Source organism: Paenibacillus sp. EC2-1, from assembly GCF_049311625.1.
Taxonomy (GTDB): domain Bacteria; phylum Bacillota; class Bacilli; order Paenibacillales; family Paenibacillaceae; genus Paenibacillus_AQ.
The window spans coordinates 3,394,601-3,417,229 of the sequence record NZ_CP186006.1 but is presented as its reverse complement, the minus strand read 5'-3'; the positions used below and the strand labels follow the sequence as shown (position 1 = coordinate 3,417,229).

Below are 22,629 nucleotides of genomic sequence, written 5' to 3'. Positions count from 1 at the left end.
GTGCAAAGCATTCATTATGAAAATCTCCAAGAAACATTGTACTATGAAGTGCTGGATAATGGGCTGCACGTCTATGTTTTGCCTAAGCCAGGATTTCAGAAAACATATGCTACTTTTGCGACGAAATATGGTTCTGTAGATAATCATTTTCGTGTTGAAGGAAAACCTGAGATACGCGTTCCGGATGGAATCGCTCACTTTCTTGAGCATAAAATGTTCGAAGAACCGGAGGGCGGCGATGTATTCGCGAAATTTGCTTCTAATGGCGCATCTGCGAATGCATTTACAAGCTTTGATCAAACCGTATACTTGTTCTCAGCTACAGAGAATATTATGACGAATCTAGAGACGCTGATTGATTTTGTTCAGAATCCTTATTTTACGGATCAGAATGTGGAGAAGGAAAAAGGGATTATCGGTCAAGAAATTAACATGTATCAGGATAATCCGGATTGGCGTGTGTATTTTGGACTGATCGAAGCTTTGTATAAAGTCCATCCGGTACACATTGATATTGCAGGAACGATTGAATCCATTGGCACGATAACGAAAGAAGATTTATACACCTGTTATAACGCCTTCTATCACCCGAGTAATATGTTGCTATTCGTTGTTGGTGGTGTAGATCCGGAAGAAACGATTGCTACGGTAAAGGGGAACCAGGCTCGTAAAACATACGAGAAGCAGGGAAGCATCGATCGGCTGTTCGATCCAGAACCAGAACAGGTTGCGGAGAAACAAAAGATATGCAGACTCGCTGTCTCCTTACCGAAATGCTTATTTGGCTTCAAAGAAAAAGAAGTTGGTCTTGCACCAGAAGATCAGCTGCGACGTGATTTGACTACAAAATTGATGCTTGATTTGTTGTTTGGATCTAGCACAGAATTGTATCAGAAATTATATGATGAGGACTTGATTTCCGACAGCTTCTCTCATGAGTATAGTAGTTCGCCTCAGTATGCATTTTCCGCAGCAGGTGGTGATACAAGGGATCCGGAGCAGATGCTGAAGCGCATTCGTGAAGAAGTGGATCGCTTGAAAGAAAAAGGATTTAATCAGTCCGATTTTGAACGGGCACGCAAAAAGAAAATGGGTGGCTATCTGCGGATGCTCAATTCCCCGGAAAACATTGCACATGAATTTACTCGATACGAGTTTAGAGGCAGCAATTTATTCGCTGTATTACCAGTATACGAGTCGATTACGCTAGAAGATGTTAACCGCAGACTTCAGGAACATGTAGATTGGGATCAACTCGCTGTTTCATTGGTGTTAAGCCCGGAATGAGTGATCTATTGGGAGAGATTCAGAAACCGATTGGGGAAATGACGGTTCTGATCACAGGCGCCAGCAGAGGGATTGGGGCTGCTATAGCGGAACGTTTCGCAGCTGTTGGTATGAATATCATTATTCATTACATGAACTCTCATGAAGCTGCTAATGAGGTAGCACGGCGATGTATGAGCCATGGATCTAAGGTGATGACTGTGTCTGCGGATTTGAAGGATAAGGAACAAATTTTGCGGATGAAGGAAAAGCTACAGAATCATGGCATGGAGCCGGACATTTTGGTCAATAACGCGGGGATTTCTCATTATGGCCTTCTATCCGATGTGACGGAAAAAGAATGGGATACGGTGATGTCTGTTAACCTAAAAGGGACATTCCTTTGCACCCAGGCCTTCATGGGACGAATGGTCTCACAAAGGTTCGGACGAATTATTAATGTTTCTTCCGTGTGGGGGATTTCAGGCGCTTCATGTGAAGTGCTCTACTCCACCAGTAAGGGAGGACTTAATGCTTTCACAAAAGCATTAGCCAAAGAGCTGGCTCCTTCAGGCGTTACAGTGAATGCTGTTGCTCCTGGTGCAGTGGATACTTCAATGCTGGGTCACTTGGAAGAAGATGAGATTCGCATGCTAGAGGAAGAAATTCCGGTTGGACGTCTTGCCCATCCGGATGAAATCTCCTCGCTTGTGTACTTTTTGGCTTTGCCGGAATCTGGTTACATTACAGGGCAGGTGATTAGTCCGAACGGTGGATGGGTGACTTAGAGAGACTTTCGTGTATATGGTGTATTTCACCACTCATAGTGGATTGCGTACGGGGACATATTATTATTGTTCGTTTTAAATCTCAATTGCAAGCAAGCAAAAGGAGGATTTAATCCATGTCATCCGTACTCAAAAATTTCGATTCGTGGAAAAAGTTTCTTGGCGAGCGTGTTGTTCAAGCAGAAAAAGCGGGAATGAGTGAAGACACGATTTCTCAGCTTGCCTACGAAATCGGTGATTTTCTGGATGAGAAAGTTGATCCACAGAACTCCTCCAACCGTGCTCTAAAAGAGCTCTGGGAAGTAGGAAATGAGGAAGAACGCCGTACGATTGCTCGTCTCATGGTCAAGTTAGCCAAATCGAACGCATAGTTCAGAAGAGCAGCCCCCTGATGCAGGGGGTTTTTTATTCGAAATTGGTTACAGAGTTGCCCTTGCCTTTCATTTTCATTTTATATATCATTAACTTGACCCATTTATTAAACTTTTTTCGGCATGTCTATGATTGGTAAATCCTGTCGAAGGTTAATGGAATAGAAGTTCGGGTGAGGTGTTTTGGTGGAATCTAAACAGTGGTATATGGAGTATAAGATACATAAGAACCGTCCTGGTTTACTAGGGGATATTGCGTCTATGCTCGGTATGATGGAAGTGAACATTCTAACAATCAACGGCGTAGAAGGTCAGACTAGAGGTATGCTTCTAGAGACGGATGATGAAGAGAAAATCACTTTAATGGGTAAAATGTTAAACAAGGTCGAGAATATTACGGTGACGGCACTAAGGCCTCCTAAGCTTGTAGATCGACTGGCAGTTCGTCACGGCCGTTATATTGACCGGGATTCTGACGATCACAAAACATTTCGCTTTACTCGTGATGAGTTAGGTTTACTTGTTGATTTTTTAGGTGAAGTGTTTAAGCGGGAAGGAAACCAGGTCATTGGTCTCCGAGGAATGCCACGTGTCGGCAAGACAGAATCCATTATTGCAGGTAGTGTATGTGCCATGAAACGGTGGACATTTGTATCCTCTACATTGCTAAGACAGACGATTCGAAGTCAGCTATCTGAGGATGAAATGAATCCAACCAATGTCTTCATTATTGACGGAATTGTGAGTACCATACGTTCTAACGAAAAGCACTATCAGTTACTTCAAGACATTATGTCTATGGAGAGCACGAAAGTAATTGAGCATCCGGATATATTTGTGCGGGAATCCGAATACTCATACGATGATTTTGATATTCTGATCGAACTTCGAAACAATCCGGGCGAGGAAATCGTTTATGATACATTCACCGGTTCGTACAGTGACGATCTGTAATGACCGCAGAAATTCCAAGAGGAGGTGATGGTATGTCCGAACTGGGACAACAATTAAGAGAAGCACGTCTACAAAAAGGCATGAGTCTGGACGACGTGCAGGAAGTTACAAAAATACGCAAACGCTACTTAGAAGCCATCGAGGCTGGGGACTATAAGGTGCTTCCAGGCAGCTTTTATGTCCGGGCATTCATCAAAACCTATGCGGAAGCGGTAGGTTTAAATCCGGATGAGCTGCTTGAGGGACATAAACAGGATGTGCCTAAGCCTGAGCCGGAAGCAACAATGGAGCCTGTGATGCAGAAACGTGCCACAAGGACATCATCAGACCGGAATATCAGTTGGGTTCCAACGTTACTAATGTGGATATTCCCTATTTTGATTATCGCTGTCATTGCTTTATATGCTTATAAAACTAACAGTGACGTGCCTGATAAGGTGCCGCCTGTTACTCAGAATGATCCTTCTGAACAAGGTGGAAGCGATGAGCCTACGACACCGAATCCCGGAGGTGCTCAAGGTGAAGGTGGTACTACGGATGAAGGAACGAATAAAGACCCAGAAACGGATGTTGCACCAGGAGATGAATCTAACGGTGAGGACGACACCCAAAATCCTGATGAGAACAATACCGAAGGCGAGCAAGGTCAAATAACGGTTACAGAAGACCGTAAGGAAGGCAAGAATGTGGTCTTCAAAGTAGCTTCATCAGGAGATGCCCCAGTTAAAGTAGAAATTAAAGCTTCTGGACAGAGCTGGGTGGAGGTTTACCGGGGATACAATTCCACGGGGGAGAAGCTCTCTTTCGGAATGATGAACGCTGGTGAATCTGTAAGTTTTGAGTTAGATAGCCAAGGTATGTACGTGAAGTCTGGATACTCACCAGCTACAGAAATTACGGTAGGTGGGCAACCTGTAACGGATGGTAAAACATCATCACGATTGCTATTTGAACCTGCAGATGCAGGGTCTACGGGCAGTAGCGAAACCGGAACTAACGATATCGAATAAATTTTCCTTTCTCAGGATAAAGTAATAGCGGTGTGCGGTTTATGCGCACCGCTATCTTTCATCCTATAGCAAGTGAGGTGGGCATCAAGATGTCTGTGAGTTGGATTGTAACTTTATTAGGTGTAATTGTAAGTCTCTTGGGTTATTTTCTAATCCCGAATAATTGGGGCTACGGTATACTAGGGTTTGGATTAGCTCATATCCTACTGGGCGTTCTCGAAATGTTCCGCGGACCTGGTAAGAGCGGGGCAGGAAATTAGAAGATGAAGACTTCGTATTCTCTCTCAGAGGGAAGACGAAGTCTTTTGTATAGAGATGTATTAGGGTGATGGAGGAATCATGGTCTGAAGGATTAGACTTCCACCAGAGTTATAACCTATAATAGAGTAGACATATTGCACGAAAGGAAGGAATGACCATGAGTTCTGAAAGTTCATTTGATATTGTGTCCAAGATGGACATGCAGGAATTGAGTAATGCGATTAACCAAGCGGAGCGAGAAATTGAGAATCGCTTCGATTTTAAGGGCAGCAAAAGCAGTCTGAAACTAGATAAAGACGCGCTAGTCATCGCATCTGAGGATGAATACAAGCTGAACGCGGTTATCGATATTTTGCAATCCAAGATGGTAAAGCGTGGATTATCTCTGAAGAATGTGGATTATGGTAAGATTGAGCCTGCATCACTAGGAACCGTTAGACAGCGTCTTTCGCTGAAGCAGGGAATCGATCAGGAGAACTCGAAGAAGATCAATATTCTGATTCGTGATTCGAAGCTCAAGGTTAAGAGTCAGATTCAAGGTGATCAGATTCGGGTTACGGGTAAGAGTAAGAATGATCTTCAGGCTATCATGCAGTTATTGCGCAAAGCCGATCTACCGCTGGATCTGCAGTTTACCAACTTTAAATAGGCTGCAGGCCTCCCTTCGTGTGCGAGGAGGAGGTCTTTCTCTTTTTGACATGGAACCAGCCTTAATATTATACTGAAATTCGATATATCAAGGTGTGGATAGACTCATTAGCATGTGCTGCTATCCGCTTATTGAGCTTTTAGGTACATAGGATTCAAATCTTAGGTCGAAAAACTGACTGTTATGAAGTCGGTTGCGGGTAATAACAACCCCAATAGAGGGAGGCTGCTTCATGAATTTACCGAATCGCATAACGCTGGCCCGAATTTGCCTGATACCCGTTATGATGATTTTTTTGCTGGTGGATTTCAATTTTTATCCAGAGCCGATCGTATGGAATGGTTTTAAACTGCCATATAACCAGCTTATCGCCGCTTTGATTTTTATTGTGGCAGCCAGCACAGATGGAATTGATGGTTATCTCGCTCGTAAGAACAACATGGTAACTAATCTTGGTAAATTACTCGACCCATTGGCTGATAAATTGCTTGTGGCTGCTGTTCTTATCTCTTTAGTGGAAATGGGAAAAGTGGAATCATGGATTGTTGTGGTGATTATTAGCCGTGAATTTGCCGTAACTGGACTGCGTCAGATTGCTCTGCTTGATGGAGCTGTTGTAGCAGCTGGAAATTCGGGTAAGTTAAAGACAGTGATTCAGATTGTTGCGATTGTTGCTCTGTTGATCAATAATTTTCCGTTCGTGTTCTTTGGAGTGCCGTTTGATCAGATTGCAATTTGGGCTGCCGCATTGATTACGATCTACTCTGGCGCAGAATATTTTGTGAAAAACAAACACCTTCTCAGAGGGGCCGGGGCATAATAGCAATAGGAGAAATCCTATTGCTTTTTTCTTCCATAATGGTGAGGGTTAATTAGATTGTTATAAACGGTGAAAATTATAAAGAGAATAGATCAGGAGGTTTTACGCGGAATGAAAGCAGAGATTATTGCGGTCGGAACCGAGCTGTTGCTCGGTCAAATCGTAAATACAAATGCACAATATTTGTCCAGACAACTTGCAAGTATGGGGATCGATGTTTATTATCAGACCGTCGTTGGTGACAACATGGAGCGTATCAAGGAATCACTTGCAATCTCCAGTGCTCGGACAGATATCATAATCTTGACCGGGGGTCTAGGACCGACACAGGATGATATTACGAAAGATGCATTAGCGGAATTTATCGGGACTTCTCTTCATATTGACAGAATGGCTATGGACAATGTAGACCGCTTCTTTATGGATCGTGGTAAGAAAATGACAGAGAATAATAAACGCCAGGCCTTGTCAATAGATGGAGGAACACCACTGCCGAATGAGACAGGACTTGCTGTAGGGAATGCTATTACTCATGATGGCACTCATTATATCGTACTTCCGGGACCTCCAAGAGAGCTGATGCCGATGTTTGAACAACAGGCGAAGCCTTGGTTAATGCAGCATGTACTCACCGATGAGTTGCCACTCTACTCCAAGATGCTTAAATTTGCGGGGATCGGTGAGTCTGCGCTGGATGACCGGCTTAGTGATCTAATCAGCGAGCAAAGCGACCCCACCATCGCTCTGTATGCAAAAGAAGGCGAAGTGACGGTTCGCATCTCCACCAAGGCTTCCAGCGAAGGTGAGGCCATGGAGCGGCTTACTGCTCTCGAAGAACAGATCAAGGGGATTGTTCCAGAACATATGTATGCAAACGAGGATGTTCCCATTGAAAAAGTTATCGTTGATATGATGGCTGATCAAGGATGGACCATTAGTGCTGCGGAAAGCTGTACAGGTGGTTTGGTAATGGAGAATATCACTTCAATTCCAGGCAGCGCGACGATGCTTCTAGGAGGCATTGTCTGCTATACGAATCAGATCAAGCATAAGCTGATAAATGTTCCACAACAGCTCCTAGAAGGTGAGGATGCGCCAGGTGCAGTATCCCCTGAAGTAGCGGAGGTTCTTGCTGAACAGATTCGCATGGTGACAGATAGTGATTTCGGTTTATCTGTGACAGGAGTAGCTGGTCCAGGATATGCAGAACGTAAACCAGTCGGACTTGTGTATATCGGATTGTCAGAGCGTGGCAAGAAGACAGAAGTACATGAGCTTCACCTTAAAGGTGACAGAGAGATGGTTCGTCTACGTGCGACTAAGGCGATCTTGTACCGTTTGTGGCTGAGACTTACAGCAACTCAATTTCAGTAAAAAATTAACAATAGACTTGAATCAAAGACTATTGTTCAGTATAATCGACTTACGGAAGAACCGTGGCATATCAAATGATGTTGCCGCGGTTTTTGCTGTTTCTGGAGCACCTGCGGTCCAAACCAAGGAGGGAATGCTTCAGTAAAAAAAACGAATGTATGTTCGAAAAAATACTTGGCAAACGAAACGAAACAAGGTATGATTAATCTATCAACAATTGAAGGGTTGTGGAAGAATTGTCAGATCGTCGTGCTGCGCTGGATATGGCGCTTCGTCAGATAGAGAAACAGTTCGGTAAAGGTTCAATTATGAAGTTGGGTGAATCAACTCACATGCAAGTCGAAATCGTGCCGAGCGGATCTTTGGCATTGGATATAGCATTAGGAACAGGCGGTCTTCCGAAAGGCCGGATCATTGAAGTCTATGGACCTGAATCTTCCGGTAAGACTACCGTAGCACTCCATGCTGTGGCCGAAGTTCAAAGAGTGGGTGGACAAGCTGCATTTATCGATGCGGAGCATGCTCTAGACCCTGCTTACGCGAGCAAGCTAGGTGTTAACATTGATGAGCTGTTGCTGTCTCAGCCAGATACGGGTGAACAGGCTCTTGAGATTGCAGAAGCATTGGTACGTAGTGGTGCTGTCGATATTATCGTTATCGACTCGGTAGCAGCGCTTGTTCCGAAAGCGGAGATCGAAGGTGACATGGGTGACTCTCACGTAGGTCTACAGGCTCGTTTGATGTCTCAAGCACTTCGTAAATTGTCAGGGGCAATTAGCAAGTCGAAGACGATTGCTATCTTTATCAACCAGCTTCGTGAGAAGGTTGGTGTAATGTTTGGTAACCCAGAAACAACCCCAGGGGGCCGTGCGTTGAAGTTCTATTCAACGGTTCGTTTGGATGTTCGTCGTATTGAGAGTATCAAGATGGGGAATGACGTCGTAGGTAACCGTACACGTGTCAAAGTCGTCAAGAATAAGGTAGCCCCTCCTTTTAAACAAGCTGAAATCGATATTATGTATGGAGAAGGCATTTCGAAAGAAGGCAGCCTGATTGATATTGGTACAGAACTAGATATCGTTGATAAGAGTGGCGCGTGGTATTCCTATACAGGTGAACGTTTGGGTCAGGGCCGTGAGAATGCTAAGCAATTCCTGAAGGAGCATCCGGAGATTGCTGATGTTATTGAGCGGAAAATTCGTGAGGCAAGCAATCTGTCAACTAATGTACCTGAAGCTAGTGAAAGTGAAAAGCTTAAGGAAGAACAGGAAGAAGAAGAACTGTTTAAAGCTGAATAATTTATAGTATATTTAGCGGTATCTGATAGACCGTTTGGTGTTAGTTATTACACCAAACGGTCTTCTTTACAATCTAGATCTGATCGAAAATGTTATAATTGTAAGAATGAGTGTAGCAGGAGGGGATTTTATGGACATACACAATGATCAACAGTCTTCAATAGAAGACGATGAGTCAAGAGGAATATCTCTTTTTCCGAATGACCAGGACTTAGTGATCACCTCCGTTGAGATGATGCGAAAACCTAAGCATTGTTACCTGATTAGATTTGGGCAGTATAGCATGTCTGTTCATGAAGATATCATGATCAAATATCGATTGATGAAAGGTGCCGTATTCCAGAAGGAAGAGCTAGAGGAGATTGTTGTTGCTGATGAACGGCAGCAAGCTTATGTGGAGGCACTGCGTTTCTTGGAACGAAAGCCCCGTACGGAGAAGGAGATTGCGCAGCGTCTTGGTCAGAAGGGAATGACTGCTGACGGGATCGAGAAGACGATAGAGCGTCTACAGCAGGAACGTTTAGTTGATGATGAGCTTTATGCTAAGCAATGGGCTGAACAGCGGATTACGAAGCAGAAGAAGGGACGCATGTGGGTGCGGCAGGAGCTTCGACAGAAGGGCATTGATAGTGAACTTATCGTAGAAGCTTTAAATGAAGTGAATGAAGAGGATGAGTTTTATAGTGCATATTTGATAGGAAAGAAGAAGTGGCAGCAGATCAAAGGAGATGCACTTGAGCGCAAACGTAAGACAGGTGCTTTTTTAATGCGCCGGGGCTTTACAGGAGAACAAGTGCGCAAAGTAATCAATAAATTAATAACTGAGGATAAAGAGGCTGAAAATTCTCTAGAAGAGTTAGAAGTATTCGAATAAGGAAAAATGGAATATTATGGTATTAATAGAATCATATTTGGATGAACATGGTCATTAACCATTGCTTTCCCTTGACAATATCTTTTCATAAATACTAAAATGAAAATGAATCTTTATCATGTACAGGTGCCTTTTTCCTTCCAAAAAAGTTACTTATATGAAAGATTCATGATTTGCCAATTCATAGTGAAATGTAATCTGCCGAAAGGCGGGCTATGCGTATGGTTACATGCGCAATGTTGACGGTAGACGAAGCTGCCGAAATTTTATGTATGAATGAAGCTAGAGTGACATGACAATTGAACATCCCAAGGAATGCCTTGGAGGAACCAACGAGGAGGTGAACAGATGGAGACCTTGATCTGGATCATAATCGTTCTCTTCGTTGCCGCTATATTCTTTGGGTTCGGTTATTTTATTCGCAAAAACCTTGCAGAAGCTAAAATTTCCAGTGCTGAGCATGCTGCTGTCCAAATCGTAGAAAACGCGAAAAAGGAAGCAGAGGCACTGAAAAAAGAAACGGTTCTCGAAGCTAAGGATGAAGTCCACAAAATTCGAGCCGAGGCTGACAAAGACACTCGCGAGCGTCGGAATGAAATTCAACGACAAGAACGCAGATTGTTGCAAAAGGAAGAATCGCTGGATAAAAAATTAGAATCTTTGGAACGTAAAGAAGAACAAGTGGCGAACAAAGAGAAACGAATTGAAGAAACCCAGCAACAGATTGATTTAATTTACAAAAACCAGGTAACAGAACTGGAGCGTATCTCCAATCTGACCATGGAGGATGCGAGAAGCATCATTTTGAGTAATGTAGAGCAGGAAGTTCGCCATGAAACTGCACAAATGATTAAAGAGCTTGAGCAACAAGCGAAGGAAGAAGCAGATAAGAAATCGCGTGAAATTATTACGCTTGCTATTCAGCGTTGTGCAGCAGACCATGTTGCAGAGACGACGGTTTCCGTCGTTACACTGCCGAATGAAGAAATGAAGGGCCGAATTATTGGCCGTGAAGGACGTAACATCCGTGCGCTTGAAACCCTTACAGGGATTGACCTCATTATCGATGATACTCCGGAAGCAGTTATTCTGTCAGGCTTCGATCCGATTCGCCGAGAAATCGCCCGAACAGCATTGGAGAAATTGGTTGCGGACGGTCGAATTCATCCGGCGCGTATCGAAGAGATGGTTGAGAAGTCCCGTAAAGAAGTGGACGAGCGTATTCGCGAGTACGGAGAGCAAGCAACCTTTGAGGTTGGTGTTCACGGACTACATCCGGATTTGATCAAAATCCTGGGCCGCTTGAAGTTCCGTACAAGCTATGGTCAAAATGTGCTTAAACATTCGATGGAAGTAGCTTATCTAACGGGTCTGATGGCTGGAGAGCTTGGAGAAGACATCACCTTGGCGAAACGTGCCGGATTGTTGCATGACATCGGTAAAGCGCTGGATCACGAAGTGGAAGGTTCGCACGTTGAAATCGGCGTGGAGCTGGCGAAAAAGTATAAAGAACATCCGGTGGTCATCAACAGTATCGCTTCCCACCATGGTGATTGTGAAGCAACTTCAGTTATCGCAATGCTCGTAGGTGCTGCTGACGCATTATCCGCAGCAAGACCTGGAGCTCGTAGAGAAACGCTGGAGACATATATTAAACGTCTTGAGAAGCTCGAAGCGATTACCGAATCCTTTGAAGGTGTTGAGAAATCATACGCTATTCAAGCCGGACGTGAAGTTCGTGTTATGGTACAACCTGATAAGATCGATGATGCCGAAGCTTTCCGCTTGGCGCGTGACATTACCAAAACTATTGAGAATGAACTGGACTATCCTGGTCATATCAAAGTCACCGTCATCCGTGAAACAAGAGCGGTTGATTACGCGAAATAATGTCCTAGATAAAAAGTGGCCGCTTCTTGGCCACTTTTTATCTTTCATAAACAATTTTTAAGCGATTAGAGGAGTGGATTGACATCAACGTTTTATTCATCGGAGATATTGTTGGAAGTACAGGTCGAAAGGCGCTTAAAGCATCATTACCAGAGCTGAAATCTAAATATAACCCACATATTATTATTGCTAACGGAGAGAACGCAGCATCTGGACGGGGAATTACTTCCGCGATCGCTAACGAGTTCTTTAACTGGGGGATTCATGGTATAACGATGGGTAATCATACATGGGATAACCGTGATATTTTTGAGTTCATTGATCATGAACCCCGGATGGTAAGGCCTGCAAATTACCCACCAGGAACACCTGGACTTGGCTCAACGCTGATTAAAGCGAATGGTAAGGAGCTCGCAATAGTCAATTTGATGGGGCGGACATTTCTACCTGCGCTTGATTGTCCTTTTCGAGCGGCAGATGAAATTGTAGACGAGCTTCGCAAAAAGTATAAGCATATTCTAGTTGATTTTCATGCGGAAGCTACATCCGAGAAGATCGCTATGGGATGGCATCTAGATGGTCGCGCTTCAATCGTTGTAGGTACACACACACATGTACAGAGTAATGACGATACGATTCTGCCGAATGGCACGGCTTATTTGACGGATACGGGAATGGTAGGCTCCAAGGAAGGGATTCTGGGGATGCAGCGGGAGGCGGTTCTGTATAAATTCAAGACACAGCTTCCAGCCAGGTTCCAAGTTGATGAAGGAAAATGGCACTTCCATGCGGTTTATGTGCAGCTGGACGATACAACCGGCAAAGCAAAAAAAATCGAAAAGATTCGCCTTTACGAAGATGAGTGGCGGATGGATTAAAAGTGAGGCCAGTTGTTTAAGAGTTAATAAGGAACGATTGGCAAAAAGAAGGAATCTTTTCCAACCTCACGAATAACATCTAGTAAACGGAAGCAAACCATCACTCAACATTCCCAGGGGAGGTACTTACCATGGAAGTATTAAAAGTTTCAGCAAAATCCAATCCAAATTCAGTTGCTGGTGCACTGGCAGGAGTTCTCCGTGAACGCGGCGGAGCGGAGTTGCAAGCAATTGGAGCGGGAGCACTGAACCAGGCTGTTAAGGCTGTAGCCATTGCCAGGGGATTTGTAGCACCAAGCGGGGTAGACTTAATCTGCATACCTGCTTTTACGGATATTGTGATAGATGGCGAAGACCGGACGGCGATAAAGCTAATCGTAGAACCTAGATAATGATGGGATGTTGAGGATGAGCCTGTTTACCGATCTTAAGTAAACAGGCTTTTTGCTATGGAATGGAAGAGAGGGGTTTGATGGATGAAGGTTGTAGATTTTCATTGCGATGCACTGAGTAAGCTGTGGGAAAATCCGAAAGCTTGCTTTGCCCAGAATCCAAATTTAGATGTGACGATGGAGACATTGGAAGAAGGGGACGTAGCACTTCAAGTGTTTGCTATATTCTTGACAGAGCGTTATGGTCGGGCTTCATTTGAACGTGTGACGGCTCAGATTGATATATTTCGTGACCGATTGGTGCAAGCAGGACATCTGGAATGGCTTAAATGGCGTGAACAGGTTAGCAGTGTGCGAAATGGAGGACGTAGATGGGGGCTTTTATCCCTTGAAGGTGTGGACGGGCTAGAAGGGAATCTATTCTATGTCCGTCTTTGTTATGAATTGGGAGTAAGGTTTATGGGACTGACTTGGAATCATGCCAATTGGGCTGCAGATGGTGTAATGGAGAAACGTGGGGGTGGACTTACAAGCAAAGGACGTGAGATGATTGAATTATGCAATGAACTCGGCATTTTACTCGATGTATCTCATTTGTCTGTTGCCGGATTCTGGGAGCTGACAGAACTTGTTACGAAGCCGTTAATTGCGTCTCATTCAAATGCCATTGAGGTATGTTCGCACCCTCGCAACTTGAATGATGAACAGATTCGTGCAATTATTGCAATGGACGGTCTCATCGGACTGACGTTTGTACCCTGGTTCATACAGCGTGATAAGCATCCTGTGAAGCCTGAAGATTTATTACCTCATATTGAGCGAGTCTGCTCTCTTGGAGGATCGGAGCATTTGATGTTCGGGTCTGATTTTGATGGAATTGATGAATGGGTTGATGGATTAGAGAGTCCTCGCCGTTATCAAGAGTGGGGAAATACACTGCTAAAGCACTATCCTGAGCAGTTGGTTCAAGGATGGATGTCAAGGAATGCCTTCAATTTCTTGGAGAAACATTTGCCGACACAGCCTCTAAATTTAACTAAAATATAATCTATGAAATGTTAAATAGAAAAAATTTCTTGATATTTAACTATTAAGCCGATAAACTTTATCGTGATTAAATGAACTTGATGATGCAATATTATTGCTGTTATAGAAAAAAAGGGAGTGGAGAGCTTGATCAGTCAATTATCTTGGAAAATCGGGGGACAACAAGGTGAAGGAGTCGAAAGTACCGACCGTATTTTCTCTACAGCCTTAAACCGGCTGGGGTATTACCTTTATGGTTATAGACATTTCTCATCTCGAATTAAAGGTGGACATACCAATAATAAAATACGTATTAGTACACAACCGATTCGATCCATTGCGGATGATTTAGACATCCTTGTTGCGTTTGACCAAGAGAGTATCGATCTGAATGCCCATGAGTTACGTGAAGGTGGAGTCGTCGTTGCAGATGCGAAGTTTACTCCTGTCGTTCCAGAAGGTGCAAACATTCGTCTGTTTCCTGTACCGATTACAGCCATAGCTGAGGAGCTCGGAACATCCTTGATGAAAAATATGGTTGCTTCAGGTGCATCTTGGGCGCTGCTTGGACTACCGTTAGACGTATTTAATCGCGCTGTGGAAGAAGAGTTCGGTCGTAAAGGTGCAGCTGTAGTTGAGAAGAACCTTGAAGCGGTAAAGCGTGGTGCTGATTATGTGCTTGATCTGGCGGGTGGCCCGTTAGATGAGTTTAAGCTTATGCCTGCTGATGGCAAGCAAAAGCTATTTATGATAGGAAATGATGCGATCGGTCTGGGTGCGGTAGCTGCGGGATGCAGATTGATGAGTGCCTACCCGATTACACCTGCTTCTGAAATCATGGAATATTTAATTAAAAAACTCCCTAAATTCGGTGGGACTGTCGTGCAGACAGAAGACGAAATCGCTGCTGTAACGATGGCGATTGGTGCCAACTATGCCGGTGTTCGTACGATGACGGCATCTGCTGGACCAGGCTTGTCACTTATGATGGAGGCCATTGGCCTTGCAGGTATGACAGAGACGCCAGTCGTTATTGTGGATACCCAGCGTGGGGGTCCAAGTACGGGCCTTCCAACGAAGCAAGAGCAGAGTGATATTAATGCAATGATTCACGGCACTCATGGCGAAATTCCCAAAATTGTACTAGCTCCAAGTTCTATTGAGGAGTGCTTCTATGATACGATCGAAGCTTTTAACTTGTCTGAGCAGTACCAAGTGCCAGTCATCGTTGTAACAGACCTGCAGTTGTCGCTTGGTAAACAGTCCTGTGAACCACTGGATTACAACCGCATTGTTATTAATCGTGGAAATCTTGTCAGCGATGTACCTGCTCAAGAGGACAAGGCTCTATTCAAAAGATATGAATTGACTGATGACGGAGTATCTCCACGCGTTCTACCCGGTGTCAAAAACGGAATCCATCACGTGACCGGTGTTGAGCATGATGAAACTGGACGTCCATCGGAGTCCGCAGACAACCGTAAGAAAATGATGGATAAACGCCTTGGTAAATTGAATCATGTGGTTGTGACCAATCCAATCTTGGCAGACGCTCCATATGAGAATCCGGATCTACTGATTATCGGTATGGGTTCCACGGGGGGAACGATTGATCAGGCAAGAGAGCAGCTTGAACGTGATGGAATTAGCACGAATCACGTAACTGTACGCTTGCTGCACCCATTCCCTGCAGAAGAGATGAAGCCGTATATAGAGGGAGCAAGACAAGTAATTGTGGTGGAGAATAATGCGACTGCACAGCTTGCTAACCTGATAAAGCTGAATGCAGGTGGAAATGAAAAGCTAAGCAGTGTACTTAAATATGACGGGAACCCGTTCCTGCCATCCATTATTTATAACGAATGTAAAAGTGTCTATGTCGACAGCAAGGAGCTGGTATAAAGATGGCTACGTTTAAAGATTTTAGAAACAATGTCAAACCGAACTGGTGTCCTGGCTGCGGTGACTTCTCCATTCAAGCTGCCATTCAGCGTGCTGCTTCCAGCTGTGGATTAGAACCGGATCAGCTGGCTGTCATCTCAGGTATTGGCTGCTCGGGTCGGATATCTGGTTATATTCACGCTTACGGCGTTCATAGTATTCATGGACGGGCTCTACCCATTGCACAAGGTGTAAAACTCGCCAACCGCGATCTGACGGTTATTGCTTCAGGAGGAGATGGGGATGGATTCGCTATCGGTATGGGTCATACCATTCATGCGATCCGCAGAAACATTAACATTACATACATTGTAATGGACAACCAGATCTATGGCTTGACAAAAGGCCAGACCTCACCAAGAAGCGCAGAAGGCTTTGTTACGAAGAGTACGCCTGAAGGGTCAATTGAGACGACACTGTCACCGCTCGAACTTGCACTTTCAGCAGGAGCTACATTTGTGGCTCAGTCGTTCTCCAGTGACATTAAACAGCTGACTGCTCTAATCGAGGAAGGCATTAAACATGAAGGCTTCTCGATCATTAATGTATTCAGCCCATGTGTTACGTTTAACAAAGTGAACACGTATGAGTGGTTTAAAGAGAATATTGTTAATTTAGACAGCTTCCCTGAATACGATTCCTCCAATCGAATTAGTGCAATGACGAAACTAATGGAAACGAATGGACTTGTTACAGGATTGATCTATCAAGATAAAAGCCGTAAGAGTTATGAGAATCAAATTTCTGGATTTAAGGACACACCTCTCGCTCATCAAGAGCTGGAACTAACACCTGAACAATTTGACAATCTTGTAGCAGAATTCAAATAAAATCAATTAAGGCAGGCGGGAAATCCGTACTGCCTTTTTATTTTTGGGTAATAGGGAGTATAATAGATGTTGGCATGTACAGCTTATAGAGAAAACAAGGAGTGAGACACATGAGTAAAACTGTACCTGTGGGTGTTTCTGCCCGCCATATTCACTTAACTCAAGAACATATTGAAGCATTGTTCGGACCTGGTTATCAATTAACCGAATTCAAACCATTGTCCCAACCAGGACAATTCGCAGCTAACGAAACAGTGGCTGTGATCGGTACGAAAGGACAATTTGATAAAGTCAGAATTTTGGGACCAGCTCGTCCTGCTACTCAGCTGGAAATCTCCCGTACAGACTCATTTGCGATTGGTGTTAAAGCACCTGTTCGCGAATCTGGTAACATCGAAGGCACACCAGGCGTTACAATCAAAGGTCCTGCTGGCGAAGTAACTGTAGATGAAGGTGTAATTGTGGCAGCTCGTCATATTCACTTCCATACTTCCGATGCTGAGAAGTGGGGCATTAAAGACAAGCAAATGTTGAAAGTACGTCTTGGCGGAGAGCGTGCTCTTGTGCTTGAGAATGTCATTGCACGTGTATCTGATAGCTTTGCACTGGATATGCACATTGATACGGATGAAGCGAATGCTGCTGGTGCCAAAACAGGAGATACTGCAGAAATCGTTGATTAATTTCGATTTTATTCAAGAGTCAGCTACTGGATCTACCAGTGGCTGGCTCTTTTTGCTATATCAATAGAAATAAATAGAGTCAATCGTGTGACAGTAGCCTAGGATGGAAGATCATGATATAATTAGAGGCAGTGCCTATATGGCAGGTTTTGTGAAATAAGCATGGATTTATTGCAGATTTTAAGGAGTGACCGAGCGAATGTCCAAAGAACAGAAGGACTACTCCAAGTATTTTGATTTTTCGGATGCCAAGATTTTGTCTGAGGACGAGAACGGTAAGAGAATTCGAATCCGGGGACGGGAAATCAACATTCTATCGGAGCCTAACCATAGACAAGAGAAACAACGCGGTAAGCAGGATGTTCAAGTCCTGTATGATACGGCTTTACCGGAGGAATTCAAGACCATCGGATTAGGAAAGTTCTATCTTGTATACACATTTGGTTGTCAGATGAATGAACATGATTCAGAGACGATTAAGGGTATGCTTGAACAGATGGGCTATAAACCTACGGAAGAACGAATGGAAGCCGATATTATTTTGCTGAATACTTGTGCAATTCGTGAGAATGCAGAAGACAAAGTGTTCGGTGAGTTGGGTCATTTGAAGCATTTGAAGACCGAGAAACCGGATATGTTACTTGGTGTGTGTGGCTGTATGTCACAGGAAGAGGGCGTCGTTAAACGGATATTATCAAAACACGGATTCGTAGATCTAGTGTTTGGTACGCACAATATTCACCGTCTTCCACATCTGATCCAAGAAGCGCTCTTCAGTAAGGAAATGGTTGTTGAGGTGTGGTCTAAAGAAGGCGACATTGTTGAGAATTTGCCTAAGAAGCGTGAAGGGCTGCGGGGTTGGGTCAACATAATGTACGGATGTGATAAATTCTGTACGTATTGTATTGTTCCGTTTACACGGGGCAAGGAGCGTAGCCGCAGACCAGAGGATGTTATTGCAGAAGTAAGAGAGCTAGCGCGCCAAGGCTTTAAAGAAATTACACTTCTGGGTCAGAACGTGAATGCTTATGGTAAGGATTTTACAGACATAAATTACACATTTGCGAACTTGATGGATGATATCCACAAGATTGATATTCCGCGTGTTCGATTCACCACTTCTCATCCAAGGGATTTTGATGATCATTTGATCGAGGTCTTGGCGAAGGGTGGAAATCTGGTGGAGCACATCCATCTTCCAGTTCAGTCGGGCAGCAGTCAAGTGCTGAAGAAGATGAGTCGTAAATATACGCGTGAAGCGTATCTAGAGTTGGCTCAGAAAATCAAAAAAGCGATTCCAGACGTTGTATTGACGAGCGACTTCATCGTCGGTTTCCCTGGCGAGACGGACGAGCAGTTCGAGGAAACACTGTCATTGGTTCGAGAAGTAGGCTATGATTTTGCTTACACCTACATTTATTCACCGCGTGAGGGTACACCGGCAGCAGTGATGGAAGATAACGTTCCAATGGAAGTGAAGAGTGAACGCCTTCAGCGCTTGAATGCACTCATCAATGAGCAGAGTCGCAAGAGTAATGACCGTATGCTAGGTAGAACCGTAGAGGTTCTAGTTGAAGGAGTTAGCAAGAACAATGAGTCCATGCTGTCTGGACGGACTCGTTCTAACAAGCTGGTTCACTTTGAAGGATCTGCGGATTTAATTGGCAGCTTTGTACATGTTCGGATTACAGATCCGATGACCTGGTACATTAAAGGTGATATGATTACAGATCCGAGCGTGGCGATAGACGCGGTTTAACTCATATGGTTTTCATTATGAATAATTGGGAGCGATGAACGTGACACAGGAGCAGGGTCGTGTAAATAAATATGGAATGCCGACATTCAATACGCGTGATTTGATTATTCGCGAAGACATCATGGAAAAAGCTGGAGAACTTGCTGAACTGATCTCCACAAGCGAAGAAGTGAGAATGTTCCAACAAGCGGAAGAGAAAATTCGAAATCACGAACGTGTTCAAGATCTGATTAAGACGATTAAGAAAAAGCAAAAGGAAATCGTTGCATTTGAGACATTCCAGAATAAAGACATGGTTGCAAAAATTGAACGTGAAATCGAACAGCTCCAAGATGAGATTGATGGAATCCCACTTGTTGTTGAATTCCAACAAAGCCAAAGTGATATTAACTATTTGCTACAGTTGGTCGTATCCGTTATTCACGATACCGTTTCACAAAAAGTAAACGTAGAGACCGGTAAAGACACTCCACCGAGCAGCTGCGGTTAAAGCAAAGGTGCGGATTAATTTCCGCGCCTTTTCTGTTGCGCTAGTAAGGATGGCGTTTAAATTGAATAATATAAAGAAATAACAACAGTAACAACTTGACATCGAGAATCAATATGTCATAATGATATTATCAAAATGAAAATAAATGGTGATGAATATGACGGTTAATGAACAGAAGCCGATGACTAACATCAAGAAATACAGAACACCGGATGGAGTTCCTGCAGATATCGTCATGTTTACACTGACGAAGCGGGAACGTAAGACGGTGACGAAGACACTTCCTATTCGAGAGCTTAAAGTCATGCTGATTAGGCGCAGATCGTGGCCATGTGCCGGTATGTGGGCTTTACCGGGTGGATTTTGCCGTGAGAGTGAGTCTATTTATGATGCAGCGAAGCGTGAGCTGAAGGAAGAGACAGGTGTAGATGGGGGTCATCTGGAATACCTAGGTGTTTACAGTACTCCTGGTCGCGATCCACGGGGATGGATTATTAGTCAGGCATTCTATGCTCTTGTAGAAGAATGGATGCTGGAACATAGACAGGCAGCTGATGATGCCGAAGAGGTGGGGCTATTTACCATCGATGAAGCATTAGAAGAGCTTGAACTTGCCTTCGACCACAGAGAGATCATTCTTGATGCATATCGAAAAATTCAACATCAGATGCTGCAGACAACGATTGCCAAGCAGTTCTTACCTGAGCATTTTACACTGAGTGAGTTATATCAGGTGATTCAGACTGTAGTGCCTGAATTTAAAGAGCCGAACTTCATTCGTAAGATCACTTCAACCCGTAGCCGGCAAGGCATTCTGGAAGAAGTGCGGGATAAGGATGGTAAACTATTGAACTCCAATCAATACTCACAGCGACCTGCTCAGTTGTACCGTTTTACAGACCACACTCCACTGCTTTCGATTTATACCTAATGATAATGTTTAATAATAACTTATATCAAAGGGAGTGAGCTGCAAATGAAAGCATTGATTGTTGTTGATTTTACGAATGATTTTGTAGACGGCAATTTACCTGTTGGAGAGCCTGCTGTAGAAATTCAACATACCGTAGCCGAGTTGACGAAAGCGTATGTTGATGAAGGTGACTTCGTTGTAATGGCGGTAGATTTGCATGAGGAGGATGATCCATTTCATCCTGAGGCCAAGTTATTTCCTCCGCATAATATTCGGGGCACACGAGGACGTCAACTATACGGAGAGCTTCAAGAAGTATACGAGTCCCGCAAAGATAAGATTTATTGGATGGATAAGACACGTTATAGTGCATTCTGTGGCACGGATCTTGACGTGAAGTTGAGAGAGCGTGGTATTCGGGAGATTCATCTGATCGGGGTCTGCACCGATATTTGTGTACTTCACACAGCTGTTGACGCATATAACCGTGGATATTCCCTCAAGATATATGAAGATGCTGTAGCAAGCTTTAATCCGGAGGGACATCATTGGGCACTCGGTCATTTTAAGGGTAGCCTTGGTGCAGCGGTTGTTCGAAGTGGAGATAACTGACAGCTTGAAGCATTCGGCATCTTAGCCGAGTGACAGGAGGAGGATCATGATGTTGACAGCAGGACTCGCTTTACATACAGATAAATATCAGATTAATATGATGTACGCACACTGGATCAATGGTTCCCATCATACAAAGGCCGTGTTTGAGGCTTATTTCCGAAAACTTCCTTTCGGTAATGGTTACGCGGTTTTTGCTGGTCTTGAACGAATCGTAAATTATATTGAGAACCTCCACTTTACTGAAGATAATATTGCATACCTTGCTAAGCAGGAGGAGAATTACGACCAGGCATTTTTGGAAGAACTACGTGGGTTCCGATTCAGAGGGAATATTCATGCTATGAAGGAAGGGGCACTCGTATTTCCGAATGAGCCTTTGATCCGTGTGGAAGGTACGATATTTGAAACTCAGCTTGTTGAAACAGCGATACTTAACTTTATGAATTTTCAAACTTTAATAGCTACAAAAGCTTCACGTATTCGTCAAGTAGCTCCAAATGATATATTGTTAGAGTTTGGTACACGCCGTGCTCAAGAAGCCGATGCAGCGGTTTGGGGGGCGAGAGCAGCGTATATCGCTGGTTTCCATGCAACCTCGAACATGCTTGCTGGTGAAATGTTTGGAATTCCTACAAAGGGAACACATGCTCATTCTTGGGTTCAGACATTTCATAATGAGCAAGAAGCTTTTGATATATTTGCAAAAGTCATGCCGGATCAAGTTACACTGCTGGTAGATACATTTGATACGTTGGAAAGCGGCGTGCCACATGCAATTAATACAGCGAAGAAGCTAGAAGCTCAGGGTAAACGAATGAATGCTATTCGACTCGACAGTGGTGATCTCGCATATTTGTCGATTCAAGCTCGTAAAATGCTTGACGATGCAGGTCTAGATTACGTTAAGATTGTTGCATCGAACGATTTGGATGAAGGAACCATATTGGATCTGAAAGCACAAGGGGCTCGCATCGATACTTGGGGTGTTGGAACCCAGCTCATTACAGCAGCAGATCAACCTGCACTAGGCGGGGTATATAAGCTGGTTGAACGTGAAGTGGACGGTGTAATGGTTCCTACAATCAAGATCTCAGGTAATCCTGAGAAGGTATCCACTCCAGGTAAAAAGAATGTTTTCCGTATCGTGTCTAAAGGGAGCGGAAAGGCAATTGCTGACTATATCAGCTTCCCGGAAGAGAAAATGCCTCCTGATTCGGGTAAATTGAAGTTGTTTAATCCACTTCATCCTTATATGCGCAAAAACGTACGTGATTTCGAGGCTGTATCGATGCTTGAACCGATCTATGAGAACGGCGAATTGGTATATCAGCTTCCGACGTTGCAAGAAATTCGTGAGTACCACAATCTTCAGCTGAAACAGTTCTGGCCCGAATACTTGAGAAAGCTCAACCCAGAAATTTATCGTGTGAATTTGAGTGAGAAAGTGTGGGACATGAAACAAAAGCTGATTGCAGATTACTTGGAAGAGCATCAAGGAGAAAGTAGCGAAGAGTAGCGCTTGATTGTAAGATACATGATATTGAAAC

The 22,629-nt window shown here is 43.9% G+C and carries 23 protein-coding genes; all 23 read left to right on the top strand.

Annotation, left to right across the window (positions count from 1 at the left end):
- Positions 1-1,287, top strand: coding sequence for an EF-P 5-aminopentanol modification-associated protein YfmH (yfmH, locus tag ACK8P5_RS15885; RefSeq protein WP_422657235.1), 1,287 nt, complete (start codon positions 1-3; stop codon positions 1,285-1,287).
- Complete coding sequence (gene ymfI, locus ACK8P5_RS15880) at positions 1,284-2,054, top strand: elongation factor P 5-aminopentanone reductase (protein ID WP_422657234.1); 771 nt, start codon at positions 1,284-1,286, stop codon at positions 2,052-2,054. The genes yfmH and ymfI overlap by 4 nt, the downstream gene beginning before the upstream one ends.
- A 116-nt stretch (positions 2,055-2,170) precedes the next feature.
- Positions 2,171-2,425: a DUF3243 domain-containing protein gene (locus tag ACK8P5_RS15875; RefSeq protein WP_422657233.1), complete on the top strand. Its 255-nt coding sequence runs from the start codon at positions 2,171-2,173 to the stop codon at positions 2,423-2,425.
- A 186-nt stretch (positions 2,426-2,611) separates the two neighbouring features.
- Entirely contained in the window at positions 2,612-3,379 is a 768-nt protein-coding gene (locus tag ACK8P5_RS15870; protein WP_422657232.1) for a DUF3388 domain-containing protein, read from the top strand.
- A 32-nt stretch (positions 3,380-3,411) separates the two neighbouring features.
- Positions 3,412-4,389, top strand: a complete 978-nt coding sequence (locus ACK8P5_RS15865) for a RodZ domain-containing protein (RefSeq protein WP_422657231.1) — start codon at positions 3,412-3,414, stop codon at positions 4,387-4,389.
- 89 nt (positions 4,390-4,478) lie between these two features.
- On the top strand, positions 4,479-4,649 hold the full coding sequence (locus ACK8P5_RS15860) for a hypothetical protein (RefSeq protein ID WP_422657230.1): 171 nt from the start codon (positions 4,479-4,481) through the stop codon (positions 4,647-4,649).
- A 158-nt stretch (positions 4,650-4,807) separates the two neighbouring features.
- Positions 4,808-5,299, top strand: coding sequence for a YajQ family cyclic di-GMP-binding protein (locus ACK8P5_RS15855; protein WP_422657229.1), 492 nt, complete (start codon positions 4,808-4,810; stop codon positions 5,297-5,299).
- Between the two features lie 232 nt (positions 5,300-5,531).
- Positions 5,532-6,119, top strand: a complete 588-nt coding sequence (gene pgsA, locus ACK8P5_RS15850; RefSeq protein ID WP_422657228.1) for a CDP-diacylglycerol--glycerol-3-phosphate 3-phosphatidyltransferase — start codon at positions 5,532-5,534, stop codon at positions 6,117-6,119.
- Between the two features lie 111 nt (positions 6,120-6,230).
- Positions 6,231-7,493, top strand: coding sequence for a competence/damage-inducible protein A (locus ACK8P5_RS15845; RefSeq protein ID WP_422657227.1), 1,263 nt, complete (start codon positions 6,231-6,233; stop codon positions 7,491-7,493).
- Positions 7,494-7,729: 236 nt separating this feature from the next.
- On the top strand, positions 7,730-8,791 hold the full coding sequence (recA, locus tag ACK8P5_RS15840) for a recombinase RecA (protein ID WP_422661494.1): 1,062 nt from the start codon (positions 7,730-7,732) through the stop codon (positions 8,789-8,791).
- 130 nt (positions 8,792-8,921) lie between these two features.
- Entirely contained in the window at positions 8,922-9,665 is a 744-nt protein-coding gene (locus ACK8P5_RS15835) for a regulatory protein RecX (RefSeq protein WP_422657226.1), read from the top strand.
- 348 nt (positions 9,666-10,013) lie between these two features.
- Positions 10,014-11,555: a ribonuclease Y gene (gene rny / locus ACK8P5_RS15830; RefSeq protein ID WP_422657225.1), complete on the top strand. Its 1,542-nt coding sequence runs from the start codon at positions 10,014-10,016 to the stop codon at positions 11,553-11,555.
- An 83-nt stretch (positions 11,556-11,638) separates the two neighbouring features.
- A complete protein-coding gene (locus ACK8P5_RS15825) occupies positions 11,639-12,433 on the top strand; it encodes a TIGR00282 family metallophosphoesterase (RefSeq protein ID WP_422661493.1) in 795 nt (264 codons plus the stop codon).
- 131 nt (positions 12,434-12,564) lie between these two features.
- Positions 12,565-12,825 carry a stage V sporulation protein S gene (locus ACK8P5_RS15820; protein ID WP_054956146.1) on the top strand — a complete coding sequence of 87 codons (261 nt, stop codon included), beginning with the start codon at positions 12,565-12,567 and terminating at the stop codon, positions 12,823-12,825.
- 84 nt (positions 12,826-12,909) lie between these two features.
- Complete coding sequence (locus ACK8P5_RS15815; protein ID WP_422657224.1) at positions 12,910-13,872, top strand: dipeptidase; 963 nt, start codon at positions 12,910-12,912, stop codon at positions 13,870-13,872.
- Between the two features lie 126 nt (positions 13,873-13,998).
- Positions 13,999-15,753: a 2-oxoacid:acceptor oxidoreductase subunit alpha gene (locus ACK8P5_RS15810; protein WP_422657223.1), complete on the top strand. Its 1,755-nt coding sequence runs from the start codon at positions 13,999-14,001 to the stop codon at positions 15,751-15,753.
- Between the two features lie 2 nt (positions 15,754-15,755).
- Entirely contained in the window at positions 15,756-16,622 is an 867-nt protein-coding gene (locus ACK8P5_RS15805; protein ID WP_422657222.1) for a 2-oxoacid:ferredoxin oxidoreductase subunit beta, read from the top strand.
- A 110-nt stretch (positions 16,623-16,732) separates the two neighbouring features.
- Positions 16,733-17,305, top strand: a complete 573-nt coding sequence (gene pduL, locus ACK8P5_RS15800; RefSeq protein ID WP_422657221.1) for a phosphate propanoyltransferase — start codon at positions 16,733-16,735, stop codon at positions 17,303-17,305.
- 199 nt (positions 17,306-17,504) lie between these two features.
- Positions 17,505-19,064, top strand: a complete 1,560-nt coding sequence (gene miaB / locus ACK8P5_RS15795; protein ID WP_422657220.1) for a tRNA (N6-isopentenyl adenosine(37)-C2)-methylthiotransferase MiaB — start codon at positions 17,505-17,507, stop codon at positions 19,062-19,064.
- A gap of 76 nt (positions 19,065-19,140) precedes the next feature.
- Positions 19,141-19,554: a RicAFT regulatory complex protein RicA family protein gene (locus ACK8P5_RS15790; RefSeq protein WP_422661492.1), complete on the top strand. Its 414-nt coding sequence runs from the start codon at positions 19,141-19,143 to the stop codon at positions 19,552-19,554.
- Positions 19,555-19,699: 145 nt separating this feature from the next.
- Entirely contained in the window at positions 19,700-20,485 is a 786-nt protein-coding gene (locus tag ACK8P5_RS15785; RefSeq protein WP_422657219.1) for an NUDIX hydrolase, read from the top strand.
- A 45-nt stretch (positions 20,486-20,530) separates the two neighbouring features.
- The gene (locus ACK8P5_RS15780; RefSeq protein WP_422657218.1) at positions 20,531-21,079 is read left to right on the top strand and encodes a cysteine hydrolase family protein; all 549 of its coding nucleotides are present in this window, start codon (positions 20,531-20,533) and stop codon (positions 21,077-21,079) included.
- Between the two features lie 49 nt (positions 21,080-21,128).
- Positions 21,129-22,598: a nicotinate phosphoribosyltransferase gene (locus ACK8P5_RS15775; protein WP_422661491.1), complete on the top strand. Its 1,470-nt coding sequence runs from the start codon at positions 21,129-21,131 to the stop codon at positions 22,596-22,598.
- Positions 22,599-22,629: the final 31 nt, after the last annotated feature.